We start from the raw sequence: 16,493 nt of genomic DNA on the forward strand, positions 1-16,493 counted from the left end.
AGAGATAAGATGAATAGTGCTATTGTACTGTTGGTTGGTGTGGCCGCAATGCTTTGCGGTTATCTGTTTTACTCAAAATTTATCGCCACTAAGATTTTGGCCTTGGATGACAGTCGTCCCACGCCAGCCCATACGATGAAAGATGGGGTAGATTATATCCCCACCAATAAATATGTATTGTGGGGGCATCATTTTACCTCGGTTGCAGGGGCGGCGCCGATTATCGGTCCTGCAATTGCGGTTATTTGGGGCTGGGTGCCGGCCATTATTTGGGTGGTTTTAGGGACCATTTTTATGGCAGGCGTCCATGATATGTCAGCCATTTGGGCCAGTATGCGCAATAAGGGTCAGTCTATTGGCTCGATTGCTGGTACCGTCATGGGCACACGTGTACGTAGCTTAATGATGGTGGTTATTTTCTTATTATTATTAATGGTAAACGCAGTATTTGGCGTCGCTATTGCCAATATGATGATTAAGACCCCATCTTCTGTGTTACCTGTCTGGGGCGCATTGGTCGTGGCCTTCATCATCGGTCAATGTATCTATCGCTATAAGATGAATCTGGTTTGGGTATCCATTATTGGCGTTGTCGCTTTATATGGACTTATTTATCTTGGCCCTATGTTCCCAGTCGTGTTACCAGAGACTTTTATGGGGCTACCAGATAACGCCGTATGGATTATTATCTTATTCGCCTATGCGGCGATTGCCTCATTATTACCAGTATGGATGCTGCTGCAACCGCGCGATTATATTAATGGGTTACAATTATTTGTTGGTTTGATTTTATTGTATGCAGCCGTATTTATTGCGACACCAAACATTGTCGCGCCAGCGATTAATCATGATTTACCCATCGGCACGCCGTCATTAATGCCATTGTTATTCGTCACTATTGCTTGCGGCGCTATCTCAGGATTCCATGGTTTGGTGGCGACCGGAACGACTTCTAAACAGATTGATAAAGAAGGCGATGTACGTTTTGTTGGTTATTTTGGCGCTATGGGTGAAGGTATGCTCGCACTGGGCGCCATTCTTGCGGCCACCGCAGGTTTTGCGACACTCGGTGATTGGCAAGCGGTTTATCAAAAATTTGGCGACGGCTCTATCGGTGCTTTTATTGATGGTGGTGCGACCATCTTAAATGCAGGTGTTGGTATCGATATGGTGCTTTCTCAAACAATGCTCACTGTTATGGCAGCATTATTCGCTGGCACCACGATGGATACGGGTGTCCGCTTACAACGTTATATATTCCAAGAGTTTGGTGAGTTTTATAACATTCCAGTGCTAAGTAAAAGTGTCGTGGCTACTTTCCTTGCCGTCGGTAGCTGTCTATTATTAGCATTTGGCGCCGGTGGTATTGATGGTGCAGGTGGCATGATTATTTGGCCACTATTTGGTACCACCAATCAGCTCATGGCAGCATTAACCCTTATGATTGTCACGGTTATTTTATTACGTAAAGGCAGAGCGGTTTGGTACACCTTAGCACCTTTGTCATTTTTGCTGGTTATGACCATTTTTGCCTTATTGATTCAGCTAAAAACCTTTTTTACCGAGGGCAATTGGCTGCTGATTATTATGGACATTATTATTTTGATCGCAACGATTCTAGTAACGTTCGAGAGTCTATCTGTGCTGCGTAAAGAATGGACATTGCATAAAGGTAAAACGGATTCGTAATTGAGATTAAACCTTATCATTTTTACTTTTATCAAAAAAACGCTAGCAGCAATTGCTGGCGTTTTTTGTATGAGGTAGGCATGATAGAGATGATAGGTAATAAGAAATAAGCAGAGGTGAATAAATCATGGAAGATAACCCGATACCAAAACAAATAGAAAGCCCGTCAAACCAAGTAAAAAACAAAGTACCATGGTGGCAACGTTTTGCGGCAGGACTCAATGAGTTTTATCATGCGCCTTATCGCCAGACGATGGCACGCGCGGCACGTGATGAAGAAGATTTCTTTATGCTGCTGATGTTTGCAGAGAGCCTAGGCATTGATAATCCTGCTAGCTTTTATACCTTGGAGTTGCAGCCGTTATTTTTGGAAAATTTCCATGAATGGCATACGCGCATGGGGTTGGATAAATGCCCCTTTGACCACGTTGGTTGTTGTTAAGTCAACTGCTAGTTAGATTTATAAGAAAAAATGATAAAAAATGAATGAATTAAAATTGAGATAAAAATATGGCATTACACCCTCTACACGGATTAGTAGATCAACTATCGACCCAGCCTATTATCTTTATTGGCGGCAAGGGCGGTGTCGGTAAAACCACGACGGCTGCGGCACTTGCCAGCTATTATGCTAGCCAGCAAAAAAAGACCTTGATTGTCTCAACTGATCCGGCGCATAGCCTCGGTGATGTGTTAAATGTACGGCTCAATAATGAAAAAACTGCGATTACGCCGCATCTTGATGCCATTGAGCTCAACCCCGATGTCATCGTCGATGCGCATTTTGCTCAAGTTGAATCCACCATTAAATCTTATGCCAACCCAGATATGATGCCCAAAATCCGTGAGCATCTAAAGCTATCAAAGTCTGCACCTGGCGCACAAGAAGCGGCCATGCTCGAATCTATATGCCAGCATTTAATCACAGCTGCAGATGCTGACTCTGATAAAAGGTATGAACATATCATATTTGATACCGCGCCCACTGGGCATACGTTGCGCTTACTCGTATTGCCAGAGATGATGGGCGCATGGACAGATGGGCTGCTAGCACAGCAGCGGCGACAGGCAAAATTACGCTCAGTCGCAAACCATTTAGACAGCCACAATCAAAAGAGCAGTCAAAAAGACATCAATAAAAAAGATGTGCCAAATCCGTTTGCCCAAAAAAAGCCCGACCGCTGGGAGCAAGCGGTAGCCGTACTAGAAAAACGTAAACAGCTGTTTCGACAAGCAGGGATATTGCTTCATGACCGTAGCCAAACAGCGATTGTATTGGTGATGACTGCCGATGTGCTACCACTGGCAGAAACCAAACGCGCTATCGAACAGTTGGAAGAAAGTAAACTCACACCAGCCGCGATAGTTATCAATCAGCTGATAGTACCCACGCAGTCAGATGAATTTTGGCTTCTTCGTGCCAAGCGGCAACAGCACTTGCTGCAGGATATTGAAAACAGTTTCTCCAAGTATCCACTGTATCCAATCTACTTGCAGCAAACAGACATACGCGGTACTGAAGCATTAAGTATGCTGTTACGCCCACCATCTTAAAGGTCGCTTGAAAGCCATATGTTTGAAAAATAAAATAAAGCGACGGTTAACACTTAACGCTCAGGCTTATATAACTGTAATTTACTTGCCAGCGACCACGCCATATCTGCACGTAGTAGCTGAGCCTGTTCAGATTTACCGCTACTAAGTGATGACCATTGCGGTTTGCCGCGAGCTTTTTTAAGCTCACTGGGTAATTTATGTGGCGGCCACGGCGTCACGACACTTTCTTCATTATCGTTACTTAGGTTGTCGTTATTTGAGATATCAGCATCGTTTTTTGCGCCGCTATATATCAGTTGGGTGGCATCGGTTGCTGCATGACCACGATGACGCAGTGCGGTGAGCAAATCTATCGCTCGCGTGGCGAGTAAGGTTAGGGTGGCAGGGTCGATATATAAGCGCTTTACGCCAGTGATTTTATCAGCGATGCTACTGGTATTGGATAATAGCCCGCCTGCGATACCACCGATGGCAGCGCCCAAACCTAACGTTGTACCGAGTGCCGCCGCATCAATGCCCAATCCTAATAATGCGCCCGCTGCTGCACCAGATGTCGTGCGAATACCATAGCTTTTGAGCAGTTCAGGGTCAAACGGGTCTTGCTGATAGGCTTGTAACTCAAGTGGCGTTGCTGCCACGGCGTTATCATAAAATTTATATAAGTTAAGCAGGCTGTTCTGCATTGCCCGTTCACTCTGCCTGACCGCTTCTTGCATTTGCGCAAGTACGGGCATTGGATCATCATCTTCACTAATTTCACGCACAAAGGAGGCAACATTTAATAAAAAATCGGCAATGATGATATTGGCCTCCTCATAGAGCTGCGCCCAGTTTTCCGTACGGCGTACCATGAGTTGCTCAAGCATCTCAGAATGGGTGAGCATGATGGCAAGATTTTGCCATAAGCGCATCTCATCCTTAAACTCAAAAGCCACGGAATCAAAACGCGTTGAGATGTGCAAGTTACGTCTTGCGAGCATCGTCTGCCATGCGTCGATATTGGCATCTTGACTGTCAGTAAAGTTAAATACCGGCATAACAGGTATTGCAGCCCACGATAAAATAGCCAGCTCATCTTTATACTTACCGAGTACCGGCTCACGCGCATCGACAACATAGATGGCCATATCACTTGCCAGCAGCTGCCGAATCACTTTGGCTTCTTGGCTGTAGTCCTCATTGCTACCATTGCTAGTTAGCGCATCGCCGCCTTGGGCGATGTCGGCTGCCAAAAACTGCTGCAAACGCTCAATACCGTCACGGCGACTGGCAGTGTTGTCTTCTAGCCAATCCATTAACCCCGAAGCATCTTCTAAACCCGGCGTGTCATACAGCACCACCAATACTTCGCCCGTTTGGCTGTCGGTTAATTTTGCTTGCTCGACATGCCGAGTGGTTGCCGCTTCGTTTTTCACTTCCCCAAAATAAACATCGCGGAGTAACGTACGCAGTAGTGACGTTTTACCGGTATTGGTATGACCAACGACCGCTAGTTTGAGTGCTTCGCCCCTGGCAATGGTCTTTTTAGAGACATTATTATTAAAGGCAGTATTAACCGATAGCGCTTGATCATCTGACGCTGGTTTATCCAGCGATAGCTCTGTATCAGCATTCACATTTTCATTTTTCAAATCAGCTTCTGAGTCGCGTACGGGCTCATAGGCTTTATCGGCGAACAGGCCGACAGCTTTGGCATTATCTTGATGGTTGCTTTGATTATTATTGTCATTGTTCATAATAGAATCTTATTATTAATATTATTGAGTATCGGTATTAGAGTATCTAAACAAGCAAGCTAAACCAAGCCGATTTTTCGAGCGGCAAGGGCGGTCTGCCACTGCTGATAACGAACGCCCTGATTTTCTGCGCTTTGGATTTCTGAGTCTTGCTCTTGCTCGTTGGTGTTAGCGGTGTTGGCATCACCGAGCAGCTGTACAATAAGGCCGTCTGCGGCATGTTCGGCAATACGATCAAGTTTACGCAGTGTACCTCGGTCAGGTAAAGCCTTGCTATGTATACCTAGTAGCACTTGAACCGGATGGCTGTCCAAATAAGTCGTTAAGCGCTCCATATCATCACGGTCGTCAACAATACCGAAATTCTCGACATTGTTAATGTTACTATTACTATGGCTACTTATGTCGGCATTCAGTCCTGATTGCCACCAATGATCCTGCTGTGATGGGTATTCAAGTAGAGCAACCAGTTTCTTGCCAGTACTCACTGTCGCTTTTGGCGCGACAGGAGCAGGCGCTGCCTTAAAATCATCTGCATCGACCACATGACGCTGCCAAAAGTTCAGAATCTTTTGATAATATGGCTGCTTGATATCCAAACGCATCTTTTTACGTCGGAACATCAAGGCGCAAAATATCCAAGCAATCGCCCTTGGTACAATACCGTACATCAGCAAGCTACCGACCAATAAACCTGCCCATTGCCGCGCCATCGATAATGGCATGGCATCCGTCACCAAACGACTCTGCACGATAGCAGCACTGTCCGGCACGGTAAATCCAACTTTGCTTGGTAACCAGCCGAGTATTTGAGTCAAAGTGATCAGCGCCTGATCAGAGAGTAATGTCGACTCCCAACTAAAGCTATACTGGCGCACAATCAACAAAAATATGATCGCCAGCAGCATACCAGTCAAGGTAGCGAGCCACAATTGATGGCTAAAGCGCCCCAGATACCAACGCATACCGCTGTGTTGTAATTGACGCTCGTACAAATCAACCGCCGCTTTGGTGACATCGTCCTTACCGCGTATCAGATAACTTGGACTCACAAAACTGGCAAACCAATTTGACGACTGCTTACCTTGATTAATCAAAGTCATGACTAGCCAGCCTAAGAGCATGATGGTATGAAACCCAAGCAGACAAACCAGCACATAAAAGAAGTTCACCACATTGGTCTGCAGCAAGGTAAACAGCCCCAAAAACCCCGAAATGCACCACAGCACACTCATAACCAGCATAATACCTTTGATGCGCCCATCAATTTTACCAAGCACACGTGCCAGCGCACCGTTACTATCGATACGCGAGGCGCGGCGATGTAACTTTTGAATGGGCTTCCCATCCTCACTTTGCAGCTTTTCTGTGATAAGTAGCGGGTCAGTGGCAAAGACATGCCGCTGCGTCTCAAGCGTTCGTACCAGCTCAGTCAATTGGTCTTGGGGCGATAGCATAGGGCGATGACATCCGTATAAAGGCGTTGGTTAAATTTAAAAGGTTAAGATTAAAGGTTAACGGCAGTTAGACATCTCAACTGATAGATGTCGAGTATTTACCCGTCAGTGATTATTGTAGCCTATATAGAATAGCGATAACTTCTATTATTCTTAGCGTTTTAGCATAGTAAATGTAAAATAAATACGCCAAAATGAATGTAAGTTAGTAGTCGCACATCATAAAAATAGCAATAAGGAATGCCTTATGAATCAAAATAACTACTTCATCGTTGGCGGCACCGGTGGTATCGGTAAAGCGATGGTTAAACAGCTGATAGAGTTAAGTGCTAATAATAAAAGCAGTGGAAAAATATTTGCCACTTATCATACAAATCAGCCTAACTTTGCAGCCGATAATTTGTATTGGTTACCGATGGATGTCAGCGATGAGAAAAGTATCGAGCAAGCCATTGCTGATATTAAGCAGCAAACCACTCATATTGATTGGGCGATTAATTGTGTGGGGCTATTGCATACGCCGCATAATCAACCAGAAAAAGCGCTACGACAATTGGAGACGGACTTCTTTTTACAGAATATGCAGATTAACGCCTTAGCCAGCCTGCTGATTGCCAAGCATATCAAGCCACTACTGGCTAAAGCCGAGCGCAATGCGGATAAGCCGGCGATTTTTGCGACCATATCGGCTCGGGTTGGTAGTATTAGCGACAATCAGCTTGGCGGTTGGTACAGCTACCGTATGAGTAAAGCGGCACTAAATATGGGTATAAAAAATTTGAGCATTGAATGGAGTCGGTCGCTAAAGGATGTCTGCGTGGTCGTCATGCAGCCAGGCACCGTCGATACCCAGTTATCATCGCCTTTTCAGGGCAATGTGGCTGACGAAAAGCTGTTCTCGCCAGCTTATAGCGCCGAGCGTTTACTAGAAGTACTTGATAGGATGACTTCCGCCCAATCTGGTTGTTTTGTCGATTGGGCAGGTGAGTCGATAGCTTGGTAAAAGGCTTGTAAAAAATTGGTAAAAACACGATTCATAAAAACAAAAACGCGCTGAACTATTTATACGCTTTAACATTAATTAGCGACAAATAAATCCATAAACTCATTGACTGGGGTTTGCTCTAAGCGCTTTTGATCATCACATAGCGCAAAAATATCCGCGCAGCGACTGTCAATAAAGCGCGTTGCCACGCTTGCTCGGAACTTTGCTTTGAGTACTGGGATGCCTTCAGCGCGGCGGCGCTTATGACCAATAGGATATTCGACAGCGACTTTATCGGTACTGCTCCCATCTTTAAAGAATATCTGAATGGCATTGGCAATCGAGCGTTTGCTTGGGTCGTGATAATCTTTTGAATAATTGGGATCTTCGACGACGACCATCTTACGGCGCAGTCCATCAATCAAGATATGGTGCTGCTCGTGGTAATCATCTTCATAGTTCTCTGCCATCAAGTCACCCGTCAATAAAGGCACGGCAACCATATATTGCAAACAATGATCGCGATCGGCAGGATTGGCAAGTGCGCCTTCTTTGGAGATAATTCGAATCGCTGAATCATGCGTGGTCAGGACGATTTTTTCAATATCATCGATTCTATCATCAACCATAGGATGCAAAATAACCGCTGCTTCACAGGCAGTCTGGGCATGGAACTCGGCAGGAAAGCTTATCTTAAATAAGATGTTTTCCATCACATAGCTACCAAACTCGCGCTGAAAGGTAAAACGGCGCTCGCCTGCAGGTTTGAGTGCTAGGTCTTTATTGGTATGGCTAAACAACACATCATAAAAGCCCCATTGCGGCGCGGTTAATGCTCCCGGAATGCCCATTTCGCCGCGGCGGGTGATATCGACCAAGCGTACCGCACGACTGGTGGCATCACCTGCCGCCCATGACTTACGGCTACCAGCGTTTGGCGCATGACGATAAGTACGCAGCACTTGACCATCGACAATCGCTTGCGAGATCGCCGCCATGATGCGCTCGCGTGGTAATTTATAGAGTTTGGCGACCACCGCCGTTGAGGCGAGTTTGACGAGGAACACATGGTCAAGCCCGACACGATTAAATGAATTGTCTAAGGCAAGCACACCTTGAATCTCATGCGCCATAATCATCGCTTCTAAAACGTCGTGCATAGTGAGCGGTGCTTTATTTTGGCTGACATTTTGCTGACTGATATAGTCCGCCACTGCCAAAATTCCGCCTAAGTTGTCTGAGGGATGTCCCCATTCAGCAGCAAGCCACGTATCATTATAATCAAGCCAGCGCACCATGCAGCCAATATCAAAAGCGGCTTTAATGGGGTCAAGTCTATGAGGCGTACCAGGGACGCGCGCGCCATTAGGAGTAATTTGATCAGCACAATCGGGTCCGAGGTGTTTGGTACATTCAGGAAAACGCAGTGCCAACAGTCCGCAGCCTAGGGTGTCCATCAGACAGTGGCGAGCAGTATTCCAAGCATCGGCACTATTGGGCGAGTCGTTATCGATAGAGTAATTAAGCATATAGTCGGCGATTTTTTGAATCTCATCGTCATACTCTGGACGGACATTGCTCTCTACCGTAGCGTTTTGAGTCGTAGACATAATCGTTACCTCTTCCTTGAGTCCAATATTGGAGCGATTGATAAGCGACATGATTTATCAATCAGTGATGTAACAAAAATAACATACTCAATATCGAACAACAGTGAAGTCGTGTAAGACTGTTTTATCGTTTCATAAGTTACACCATGAGATAAACCAAACCGACAATGAATAAAAGTGCCAGTATCAAGAGTAAAAAACTGAGAATACTACTCACCATTCCCGAGCTTTCTTTTTTCACCTTTACTTTTTTAATGACAGGTAAAACCATGGTGACATGCTCGATACCGTCTTCAAGGTAGCGTTCACCTTCAACGATAAATCCAAGTGATTCATAAAAGTTTAGCAAATAAGTCTGCGCGGAGATGATGATGGTTTTTTTACCATACTTTTTACGGCAGTATTTGATGGCTTCAAGCATCATTTGACGGGCAACGCCATAGCCGCGATGCTCTGCTAACACCAGAACCCTGCCAATCGCCGGTATCGGACCTGACGGATTAACCGAGGATCTTTTATGATTAAATTGCGGCGGAATGATGCGGCAATAGCCAATCAAGGCTTCGTCTTGATGGGCGACCAGATGCAGACAATCAAAATCCACCTCGTCCATGTCTTGATACGGGCAGTTTTGCTCGACCACAAATACTTGTGAGCGCGCTTTTAAAATATGGTAAACATCAACGGTAGTCAGCTCATCAAAGGTTTTTATAGAAAATTCACAGGTCATAGTTGGCTAGCTTTTAACGATTTAAAGGGTTTTTTAATGTCTTAAAGACTGAGCATTATAACGATTTCGCCTTATATTAACTATTTAAGGTTTGACTGATTTTATCTAAATTCAAACTATCGGACATGGCATTGAATATCTCATAGTATTTACCGTGATTGGCATAAAGCTCCTCATGCGTGCCAGTCTCCATCACACGGCCGTTTTCAATCACCACCAAATCATCGGCGTCAATAATTTGCGAGATATTGTGCGAGACAATAATCACCGTACGGTCTTTTTTAATTAAATCTAGACTGTGCTTAATTTGCTGGGTGGCAATAGCGTCAAGGCTGGCCGTTGGTTCATCCAAAAATACGATCGGTGGGTTTTTTAAAAACATCCTTGCCAGCGCGATACGCTGCTGCTGTCCGCCGGAGAGTAGTTTGGCTTCACTGTCATAGCCTTCAGGCATACCAACGACTTGCTCATGAATAGAGGCTTGTTTGGCGGCGTCGATAATCTCCTCATCGGTGGCATCCATCGCCCCGTAACGAATGTTGTCGGCGATCGTCCCTGAGAAAATATGGTTCTTTTGTAGCACTAAGCCGATTTGCTCACGCAAGTCATGGGTGCTGTAGTCCTCTAAATTACGCCCATCGAGGCAAATAGTGCCGCTGCTTGGATCATAGAATTTGACCAATAAATTAATAATCGTGCTTTTACCTGCGCCACTTAATCCGACCAAAGCGGTGATACGATTGGGATGAATATTAAAACTCACATCATGCAGCGCCTGCTTGCCATTGGGGTAGGAGAAATTGACATCTTTTAGCTCGATATGACCTTTTAAATCGGTACATTTGACTTTACCTTCGTTCTCAATTGCTTGGTCGTCGTCCAAGATATCAAAAAAGCCTTCGGCATAGGTGAGGGCATTATTAATTTGGTCGTAAATGCGGTGCAATTCGCGAATGGGAGCCGCGACGTTTTGAAACAGTAGGATATGGAACATAATGGCGCCAATGGTCATCTGTCCGTTGAGCACAAAATATGAGGTTAGGACAATAATTGCCACCACGCCGATTTGCTCGATAAAGGTTTTGCCAGCGTTATACATAAACGCAATACTGCGAATACGTAGCTGATTGGCGGTCATATCCTTTTGGATGTCCCAATGCTTACCGGACTCAATCGGCTCGCGCACAAAGGATTTAATCACCGTGATAGAGTCAATAATCGAAATCACCAAGCCGCTTTTAGTCTCGCGATATTGGCGCATTTGTTTGCGAAACCCTTGCAGACGGTTGGCTTGGCGCTGACTGACAAAAAAGTAAATCGGCACAATAATCAAACCGACCATACCGACCCAAAAATTGGCGTTAAACATAATGATTAATGACACGATAGCACTGGCAAACAGCGGCAGCATGTCAATAAAGAAGTTTTGTACCAATTGCGTGAGACTGCTGACCCCCAAATCAATGCGGGTTTGCAGCTTACCGCTGGCGTTCTCGTCGCTGGTATAAAACGCCATTTTGTAAGACAAAATACGGTCAACCACCTTTTGTGACAAATCACGCGATAGGTTAATACGGATACGCTCACCAAAATAGCGCTGACCAAAGGTAATGATGACGTTAAGGACTTCTTTCACCAATAAAATCACGCTAATGAGCGTCAGTAATTTTATACCTTCTACCCATGGGTCAGGTAAACCAACAATATTGGTCAAAGTATCGATGGTATATTGCAAGACAAAGGCATTCACCTGCGCGGTAAACGACCCAAGCACTGTCAATATTAAGGTTAAAATAAAAAGCCCGCGATAGGGTCTTGCAAACTCTCCGAGCCTTTTTAAAATCGACCACAGCAAAGCCCCCCGTTCCTTTTTTTTGGTGGGCGGCTTGATGTCTAAAGGAACACGGCGTGGCGGAGTACTCATAGGGTTAAGGCGCTATTTAATTTGATATTGGCATGTATTAACTGCTTATTATTCATAATAATAAGCGACCACCAGTATAAAGACTTTAAGCAGTATCTTAAACCTTGTTACCTTTAATTTTCTTTTAAGTTCGTTTCCTAAAAATTGTCGTTATTAAAAAGCATCCGCTGGTACAAAAACTTCACCAACCATAATACGGCGTGCAGAGCGGCTCATGGAGACTTTTTTGGCTTGCCAGCGTCCGTTCACGCGTTCGGTTTTACCGCCGACGAGTAGCGTTCCTGATGGATGCCCAAAGCGCACTTCACCTAATTCGCTACCACCAGCTGCTTCATTGACCAATGTACCTTGCGTCGTTGCTGCTGCGGCAATCGCCACCGCTGCCGTACCCATCATCGCATGATGTAATTGTCCCATACTCATCGCGCGTACGACTAAGTCGATATCTGCGGCATCAACGGCTTTGCCACTTGAGGCGCTATAACTTTGTGCAGGGGCAACCCAAGCAATCTTTGGAATATGTTGACTACTTTGTGCTTCACTGACGTCTTTAAATAACCCCATCGCAACGCCACCTTTGGCACGGATTGCCTCTAACTTAGCTAAGGTTTCGCTACTACTATTGATGTCGCCTTGCAGCTCAGTACCGGTAAAGCCCAAATCAGCGCTTTTCATAAAGATGGTTGGGATACCGGCACTGATAAAGGTGGCCTTGACGCTATCGGTATTTAGACCACAGCCAGACACATCAAAATCATCGATTAGGTTGCCCGTGGGGAACATATCGCTTGATGAATCTACCGGGTCGATAAATTCGATTTTGACTTCGGCAGCGGGGAAGGTCACACCGTCTAATTCAAAATCGCCGGTTTCTTGCACTTGTACCTTGCCTTGCGCATCTAAGTAAACAGGCACATGAGCGATAATGGTTTTACTGATATTTTCTTGCCAAATGCGTACTTCGCAAATGCCACTCTCACTACTGTCATCAATACTATTAGCAATTTTATCAGCATCAACTAAGCCCATATTAAGCGCACAAGCACCAACTGCTGCGGTTAAATTACCGCAATTTCCCGCCCAATCTATCATAGGTTTGGCGATATTGACTTGTCCAAACAAGTAATTGACATCGTGATCTGCTTGCTTGGCTTTAGATAAAATCACCGTCTTTGAAGTGCTAGAGCTACCATTACCCAAGCCGTCAATTTGCTTGCCATAAGGATCAGGACTACCAATGACCCGCAAGAGGAAATTATCACGCGCCTTGCCAGCCACTTGGCAGCGCTCTGGTAAGTCGGATAATTTAAAAAATGTCCCTTTTGAAGTACCGCCGCGCATATAGGTAGCAGGGACGGAGATTTGTGGGGCAAATTTTGGTGTGTTTTCTAAAGTTGATTGGGTCATTTCTTATTCCTTATATCTGTTTATGAGGATGAGAGTCGTTAATACACTATTTTTGTGGTAAAATACCACAAGGATTAATATTTTGAATATGGAGAAAGTTATGTCCACTGCAAGCATACGTCTTAACAAGGCGCTGGTTGATAAAGCCTATGCGATATCTAAAGCACAACATCGTACCCCGCCAAAGCAAATAGAGCATTGGGCTACCATTGGACAAATTATGGAAGACAACCCTGATATGTCTTACGAATTTGTTCGTCAGCTTTTGATTGCGCAAGCAGAAGTTGATGCTGGTATGGTTGAACCCTACGAATTTGGATAGTTTACTTTGGATAAACAATGACTCAGTCTTTAAGTATTATTCAATCGCATAGTTTTAAAAAAGCCGTTAAAAAATTGCACAATAATCAGAAAGCTGATTTAGATGATGCTGTACGTGCCATCATTGACCATCCTGATATAGGTGTGCAAAAGGTAGGTGACTTATCATCAGTACGAATTTATAAGTTTAAAATGCTAAAGCAGTTAACATTATTGGCTTATCAAATCGATGATGGTCAACTTGTCCTTACCTTGTTAATGTTTGGCCCACATGAGAACCTTTATCGGGACGTTAAATTAATACTTTAATGCTCGTTATAAAGCACTAGGCTCATTATTTTTCATATCTAAAGATTAAAAAACCGATGCCGTATAATTTATACAACATCGGCTCTTTGATTACTCAAAATCCATGCGGATTACGCAATATCTAGCGTGCCATCGATAAACTCTTTGGCAAAGCGTTGTAGCATACCGCCAGCGTTATACATTTTGACTTCATCAGCGGTATCTAAACGGCAGATAACAGGTGCTTTATCGACGGTGCCGTCTTTACGATGAATCACTAACGTCATCTCACCACGAGCAGATACTTCGCCTTCGATATCGAATATTTCAGTACCATCGATATTTAAGGTATTGCGATTGACCCCTTCTTTAAACTGCAAGGGGAGCGCGCCCATACCGACCAAGTTTTGACGATGGATACGTTCAAAATCTTCTGCAACCACGACTTCAACGCCAGCCAGACGTACACCTTTGGCAGCCCAGTCACGGCTTGAGCCTTGACCATAGCCGTCGCCTGCGATGATGATCAGCGGTTGCTCGCGGTTCATATAGGTTTCAATCGCTTCCCACATGCGCATGACCTGACCTTCTGGCTCTACTCTAGCAAGTGACCCTTGAATCACGTCACCGTTCTCGTCGCGTACCATCTCATTGAGCAATTTAGGGTTGGCAAATGTTGCACGCTGCGCCGTTAAGTGATCGCCGCGATGAGTCGCATAAGAGTTATAGTCTTCCGCAGGCAGGCCCATGGTATCAAGGTACTCGCCAGCAGCCGAATCGCCCAAAATCGCGTTAGACGGTGACAAATGGTCAGTGGTGATATTATCGCCAAGCACCGCCAGTGGACGCATACCTTTTAGCTTATTCATCGCCGCCATTTTGCCTTCCCAATACGGCGGACGACGGATATAAGTGGTCATCTCGCGCCAGTCATACAGTGGGCTTAGCGCTTTGCCGGTATCTTTTTTGGCTTCATCGAACATCGGGATATACACGGCGTTAAATTGCTCAGGCTTCACCGCTTTGGCGACGATAGCATCAACTTCATCGTCATCAAACCAGATGTCTTTTAAATACACGTCATTGCCAGCTTGATCTTTACCTAACGAATCTTTTTCGATATCAAAGCGAATGTTACCGGCGATAGCGTAGGCAATCACTAATGGCGGTGACGCTAAAAACGCTTGCTTAGCATACGGGTGGATACGACCATCAAAATTACGGTTGCCAGATAGTACAGCGGTGGTAAATAAGTCACGGTCGATGATTTCTTGCTGGATATCAGGATCAAGCGCGCCACTCATACCGTTACAAGTAGTACAAGCAAAGCCAACCACGTCAAAACCAATTTCTTGTAGCTCTGGCATCAGGCCAGCTTCTTCTAAGTACATCTTGACCGTTTTTGAGCCAGGTGCTAATGACGATTTCACCCAAGGCTTACGCAGCAAACCTTTTTTATTGGCATTACGGGCGACAAGACCAGCAGCAACCATATTGCGCGGGTTAGACGTATTGGTACAGCTGGTAATCGCGGCAATAATCACTGCGCCATCTGGCATTAAGCCATCTTTTGGTTCAGGTAATTTCTCACCTTCGCCATGAGCAATGCCTTTAGCAACCAAGTCAGTGGTTGATACGCGCGCATGCGGCCGCGAAGGGCCTGCCATGTTACGAACGACTTTTGATAAATCAAACTCAAGAACGCGTGGATAAATGGCATTTTCCATACCATCAGCCCACAGACCGGTTTGCTTAGCATATTGCTCGACCAGTTTGATTTGTTCTTCACTACGGCCCGTTAAGCGCAAATAATCGATGGTTTGCTCATCGATATAGAACATCGCGGCAGTGGCGCCATATTCTGGGGTCATATTGGAGATAGAGGCGCGGTCGCCAACACTAAGCTGGCGTGCACCTTCACCAAAGAATTCAATATAAGTAGAGACAACACCAGCATCACGTAAGAACTCGGTCATTGCCAATACTAAGTCTGTACCAGTAATGCCTTTTTGCAATTTACCCGTTAATTTGACCCCAACATAATCTGGCAGGCGCATGTATGAGGGGTTGCCTAGCATGACGCTTTCCGCTTCAAGCCCGCCAACACCGATTGAAATCACACCCAAAGCATCAACCATCGGCGTATGGCTATCCGTACCAACCAAGGTATCGGCAAACGCCACTTGTTCACCGGCTTTATTTTGTACCACTTGCACAACCGGCGACATTTTCTCTAGGTTGATTTGATGCATAATGCCGTTACCAGGCGGTACGACGTTGACGTTATCAAAGGCGTACTGGCACCAGTTGATAAAGTGAAAACGGTCATCGTTACGGCGCTCTTCGATGGCGCGGTTTTTCTCAAAAGCGTTTTCTTCAAAGCCTGCATGCTCAACGGCTAGTGAATGGTCGACAATAAGCTGAGTCGGTACGATAGGGTTTACTTTTGATGGATCACCGCCTTGCTCGGCGATGGCATCACGTAGACCTGCCAAGTCAACAAACGCGGTCTGACCTAAAATATCATGGCAAACGACACGGGCAGGGTACCACGGAAAATCGAGGTCTTGCTTGCCTTCAATATGCTGCTTAAGGGCTGCGGTTAAGTCTTCTGGCGGGCAGCGGCGTACCAAGTTTTCACACAATACTTTTGAGCAGAACGGTAGTTTGTCATAGGCGCCAGCTTCGATATTTTCAATCGCTTCACGGGCGTCAAAGTAATACAAATCAGTATCGGGTAATGGTTTTTTAAATTGTTCATTCATCGGTTGTACGAGGGCGTTGTCCAT

The 16,493-nt window shown here is 45.3% G+C and carries 13 protein-coding genes; 6 read left to right on the forward strand and 7 right to left on the reverse strand.

Annotated elements, in window-relative coordinates; all coding sequences use genetic code 11:
* Window positions 1-9 precede the first annotated feature (9 nt).
* The 3 genes from JMX70_RS06755 to JMX70_RS06765 all read left to right on the forward strand — a co-directional run bounded on the left by JMX70_RS06755 (window position 10) and on the right by JMX70_RS06765 (window position 3,243).
* Window positions 10-1,689, forward strand: coding sequence for a carbon starvation CstA family protein (locus tag JMX70_RS06755; RefSeq protein ID WP_068404748.1), 1,680 nt, complete (start codon window positions 10-12; stop codon window positions 1,687-1,689).
* A gap of 127 nt (window positions 1,690-1,816) precedes the next feature.
* Window positions 1,817-2,131 (forward strand): cory-CC-star protein, encoded by a 315-nt coding sequence (locus JMX70_RS06760; protein WP_227671189.1) that lies wholly within the window; start codon window positions 1,817-1,819, stop codon window positions 2,129-2,131.
* A 68-nt stretch (window positions 2,132-2,199) separates the two neighbouring features.
* Entirely contained in the window at window positions 2,200-3,243 is a 1,044-nt protein-coding gene (locus tag JMX70_RS06765; RefSeq protein WP_193031165.1) for an ArsA family ATPase, read from the forward strand.
* Between the two features lie 53 nt (window positions 3,244-3,296).
* Here JMX70_RS06765 and JMX70_RS06770 read toward each other — a convergent pair whose 3' ends face one another.
* The gene (locus JMX70_RS06770; protein WP_201590722.1) at window positions 3,297-4,982 is read right to left on the reverse strand and encodes a DUF3482 domain-containing protein; all 1,686 of its coding nucleotides are present in this window, start codon (window positions 4,980-4,982) and stop codon (window positions 3,297-3,299) included.
* A 59-nt stretch (window positions 4,983-5,041) separates the two neighbouring features.
* Entirely contained in the window at window positions 5,042-6,439 is a 1,398-nt protein-coding gene (locus JMX70_RS06775; protein WP_201590724.1) for a DUF2868 domain-containing protein, read from the reverse strand.
* Between the two features lie 247 nt (window positions 6,440-6,686).
* Between JMX70_RS06775 and JMX70_RS06780 the strand changes: the two genes are divergently transcribed.
* Window positions 6,687-7,442, forward strand: a complete 756-nt coding sequence (locus JMX70_RS06780) for an SDR family oxidoreductase (protein WP_201590726.1) — start codon at window positions 6,687-6,689, stop codon at window positions 7,440-7,442.
* 74 nt (window positions 7,443-7,516) lie between these two features.
* On the opposite strand, the gene JMX70_RS06785 is transcribed toward JMX70_RS06780, so the two are convergent.
* The 4 genes from JMX70_RS06785 to prpF all read right to left on the reverse strand — a co-directional run bounded on the left by JMX70_RS06785 (window position 7,517) and on the right by prpF (window position 13,095).
* On the reverse strand, window positions 7,517-9,034 hold the full coding sequence (locus JMX70_RS06785; RefSeq protein WP_201590728.1) for a bifunctional 2-methylcitrate dehydratase/aconitate hydratase: 1,518 nt from the start codon (window positions 9,032-9,034) through the stop codon (window positions 7,517-7,519).
* A gap of 139 nt (window positions 9,035-9,173) precedes the next feature.
* On the reverse strand, window positions 9,174-9,764 hold the full coding sequence (locus tag JMX70_RS06790; protein WP_198328871.1) for a GNAT family N-acetyltransferase: 591 nt from the start codon (window positions 9,762-9,764) through the stop codon (window positions 9,174-9,176).
* 76 nt (window positions 9,765-9,840) lie between these two features.
* The gene (locus JMX70_RS06795; RefSeq protein WP_068404733.1) at window positions 9,841-11,688 is read right to left on the reverse strand and encodes an ABC transporter ATP-binding protein; all 1,848 of its coding nucleotides are present in this window, start codon (window positions 11,686-11,688) and stop codon (window positions 9,841-9,843) included.
* A 153-nt stretch (window positions 11,689-11,841) separates the two neighbouring features.
* Complete coding sequence (gene prpF / locus JMX70_RS06800; protein WP_201590730.1) at window positions 11,842-13,095, reverse strand: 2-methylaconitate cis-trans isomerase PrpF; 1,254 nt, start codon at window positions 13,093-13,095, stop codon at window positions 11,842-11,844.
* 100 nt (window positions 13,096-13,195) lie between these two features.
* Between prpF and JMX70_RS06805 the strand changes: the two genes are divergently transcribed.
* Window positions 13,196-13,417: a TA system antitoxin ParD family protein gene (locus JMX70_RS06805; protein ID WP_201590732.1), complete on the forward strand. Its 222-nt coding sequence runs from the start codon at window positions 13,196-13,198 to the stop codon at window positions 13,415-13,417.
* Window positions 13,418-13,434: 17 nt separating this feature from the next.
* On the forward strand, window positions 13,435-13,725 hold the full coding sequence (locus JMX70_RS06810; protein WP_201590735.1) for a type II toxin-antitoxin system RelE/ParE family toxin: 291 nt from the start codon (window positions 13,435-13,437) through the stop codon (window positions 13,723-13,725).
* A gap of 110 nt (window positions 13,726-13,835) precedes the next feature.
* On the opposite strand, the gene acnD is transcribed toward JMX70_RS06810, so the two are convergent.
* Window positions 13,836-16,493, reverse strand: a complete 2,658-nt coding sequence (gene acnD, locus JMX70_RS06815) for a Fe/S-dependent 2-methylisocitrate dehydratase AcnD (protein WP_227671190.1) — start codon at window positions 16,491-16,493, stop codon at window positions 13,836-13,838.

The organism is Psychrobacter pulmonis (assembly GCF_904846465.1).
In the GTDB taxonomy this organism is placed as follows: domain Bacteria; phylum Pseudomonadota; class Gammaproteobacteria; order Pseudomonadales; family Moraxellaceae; genus Psychrobacter; species Psychrobacter faecalis.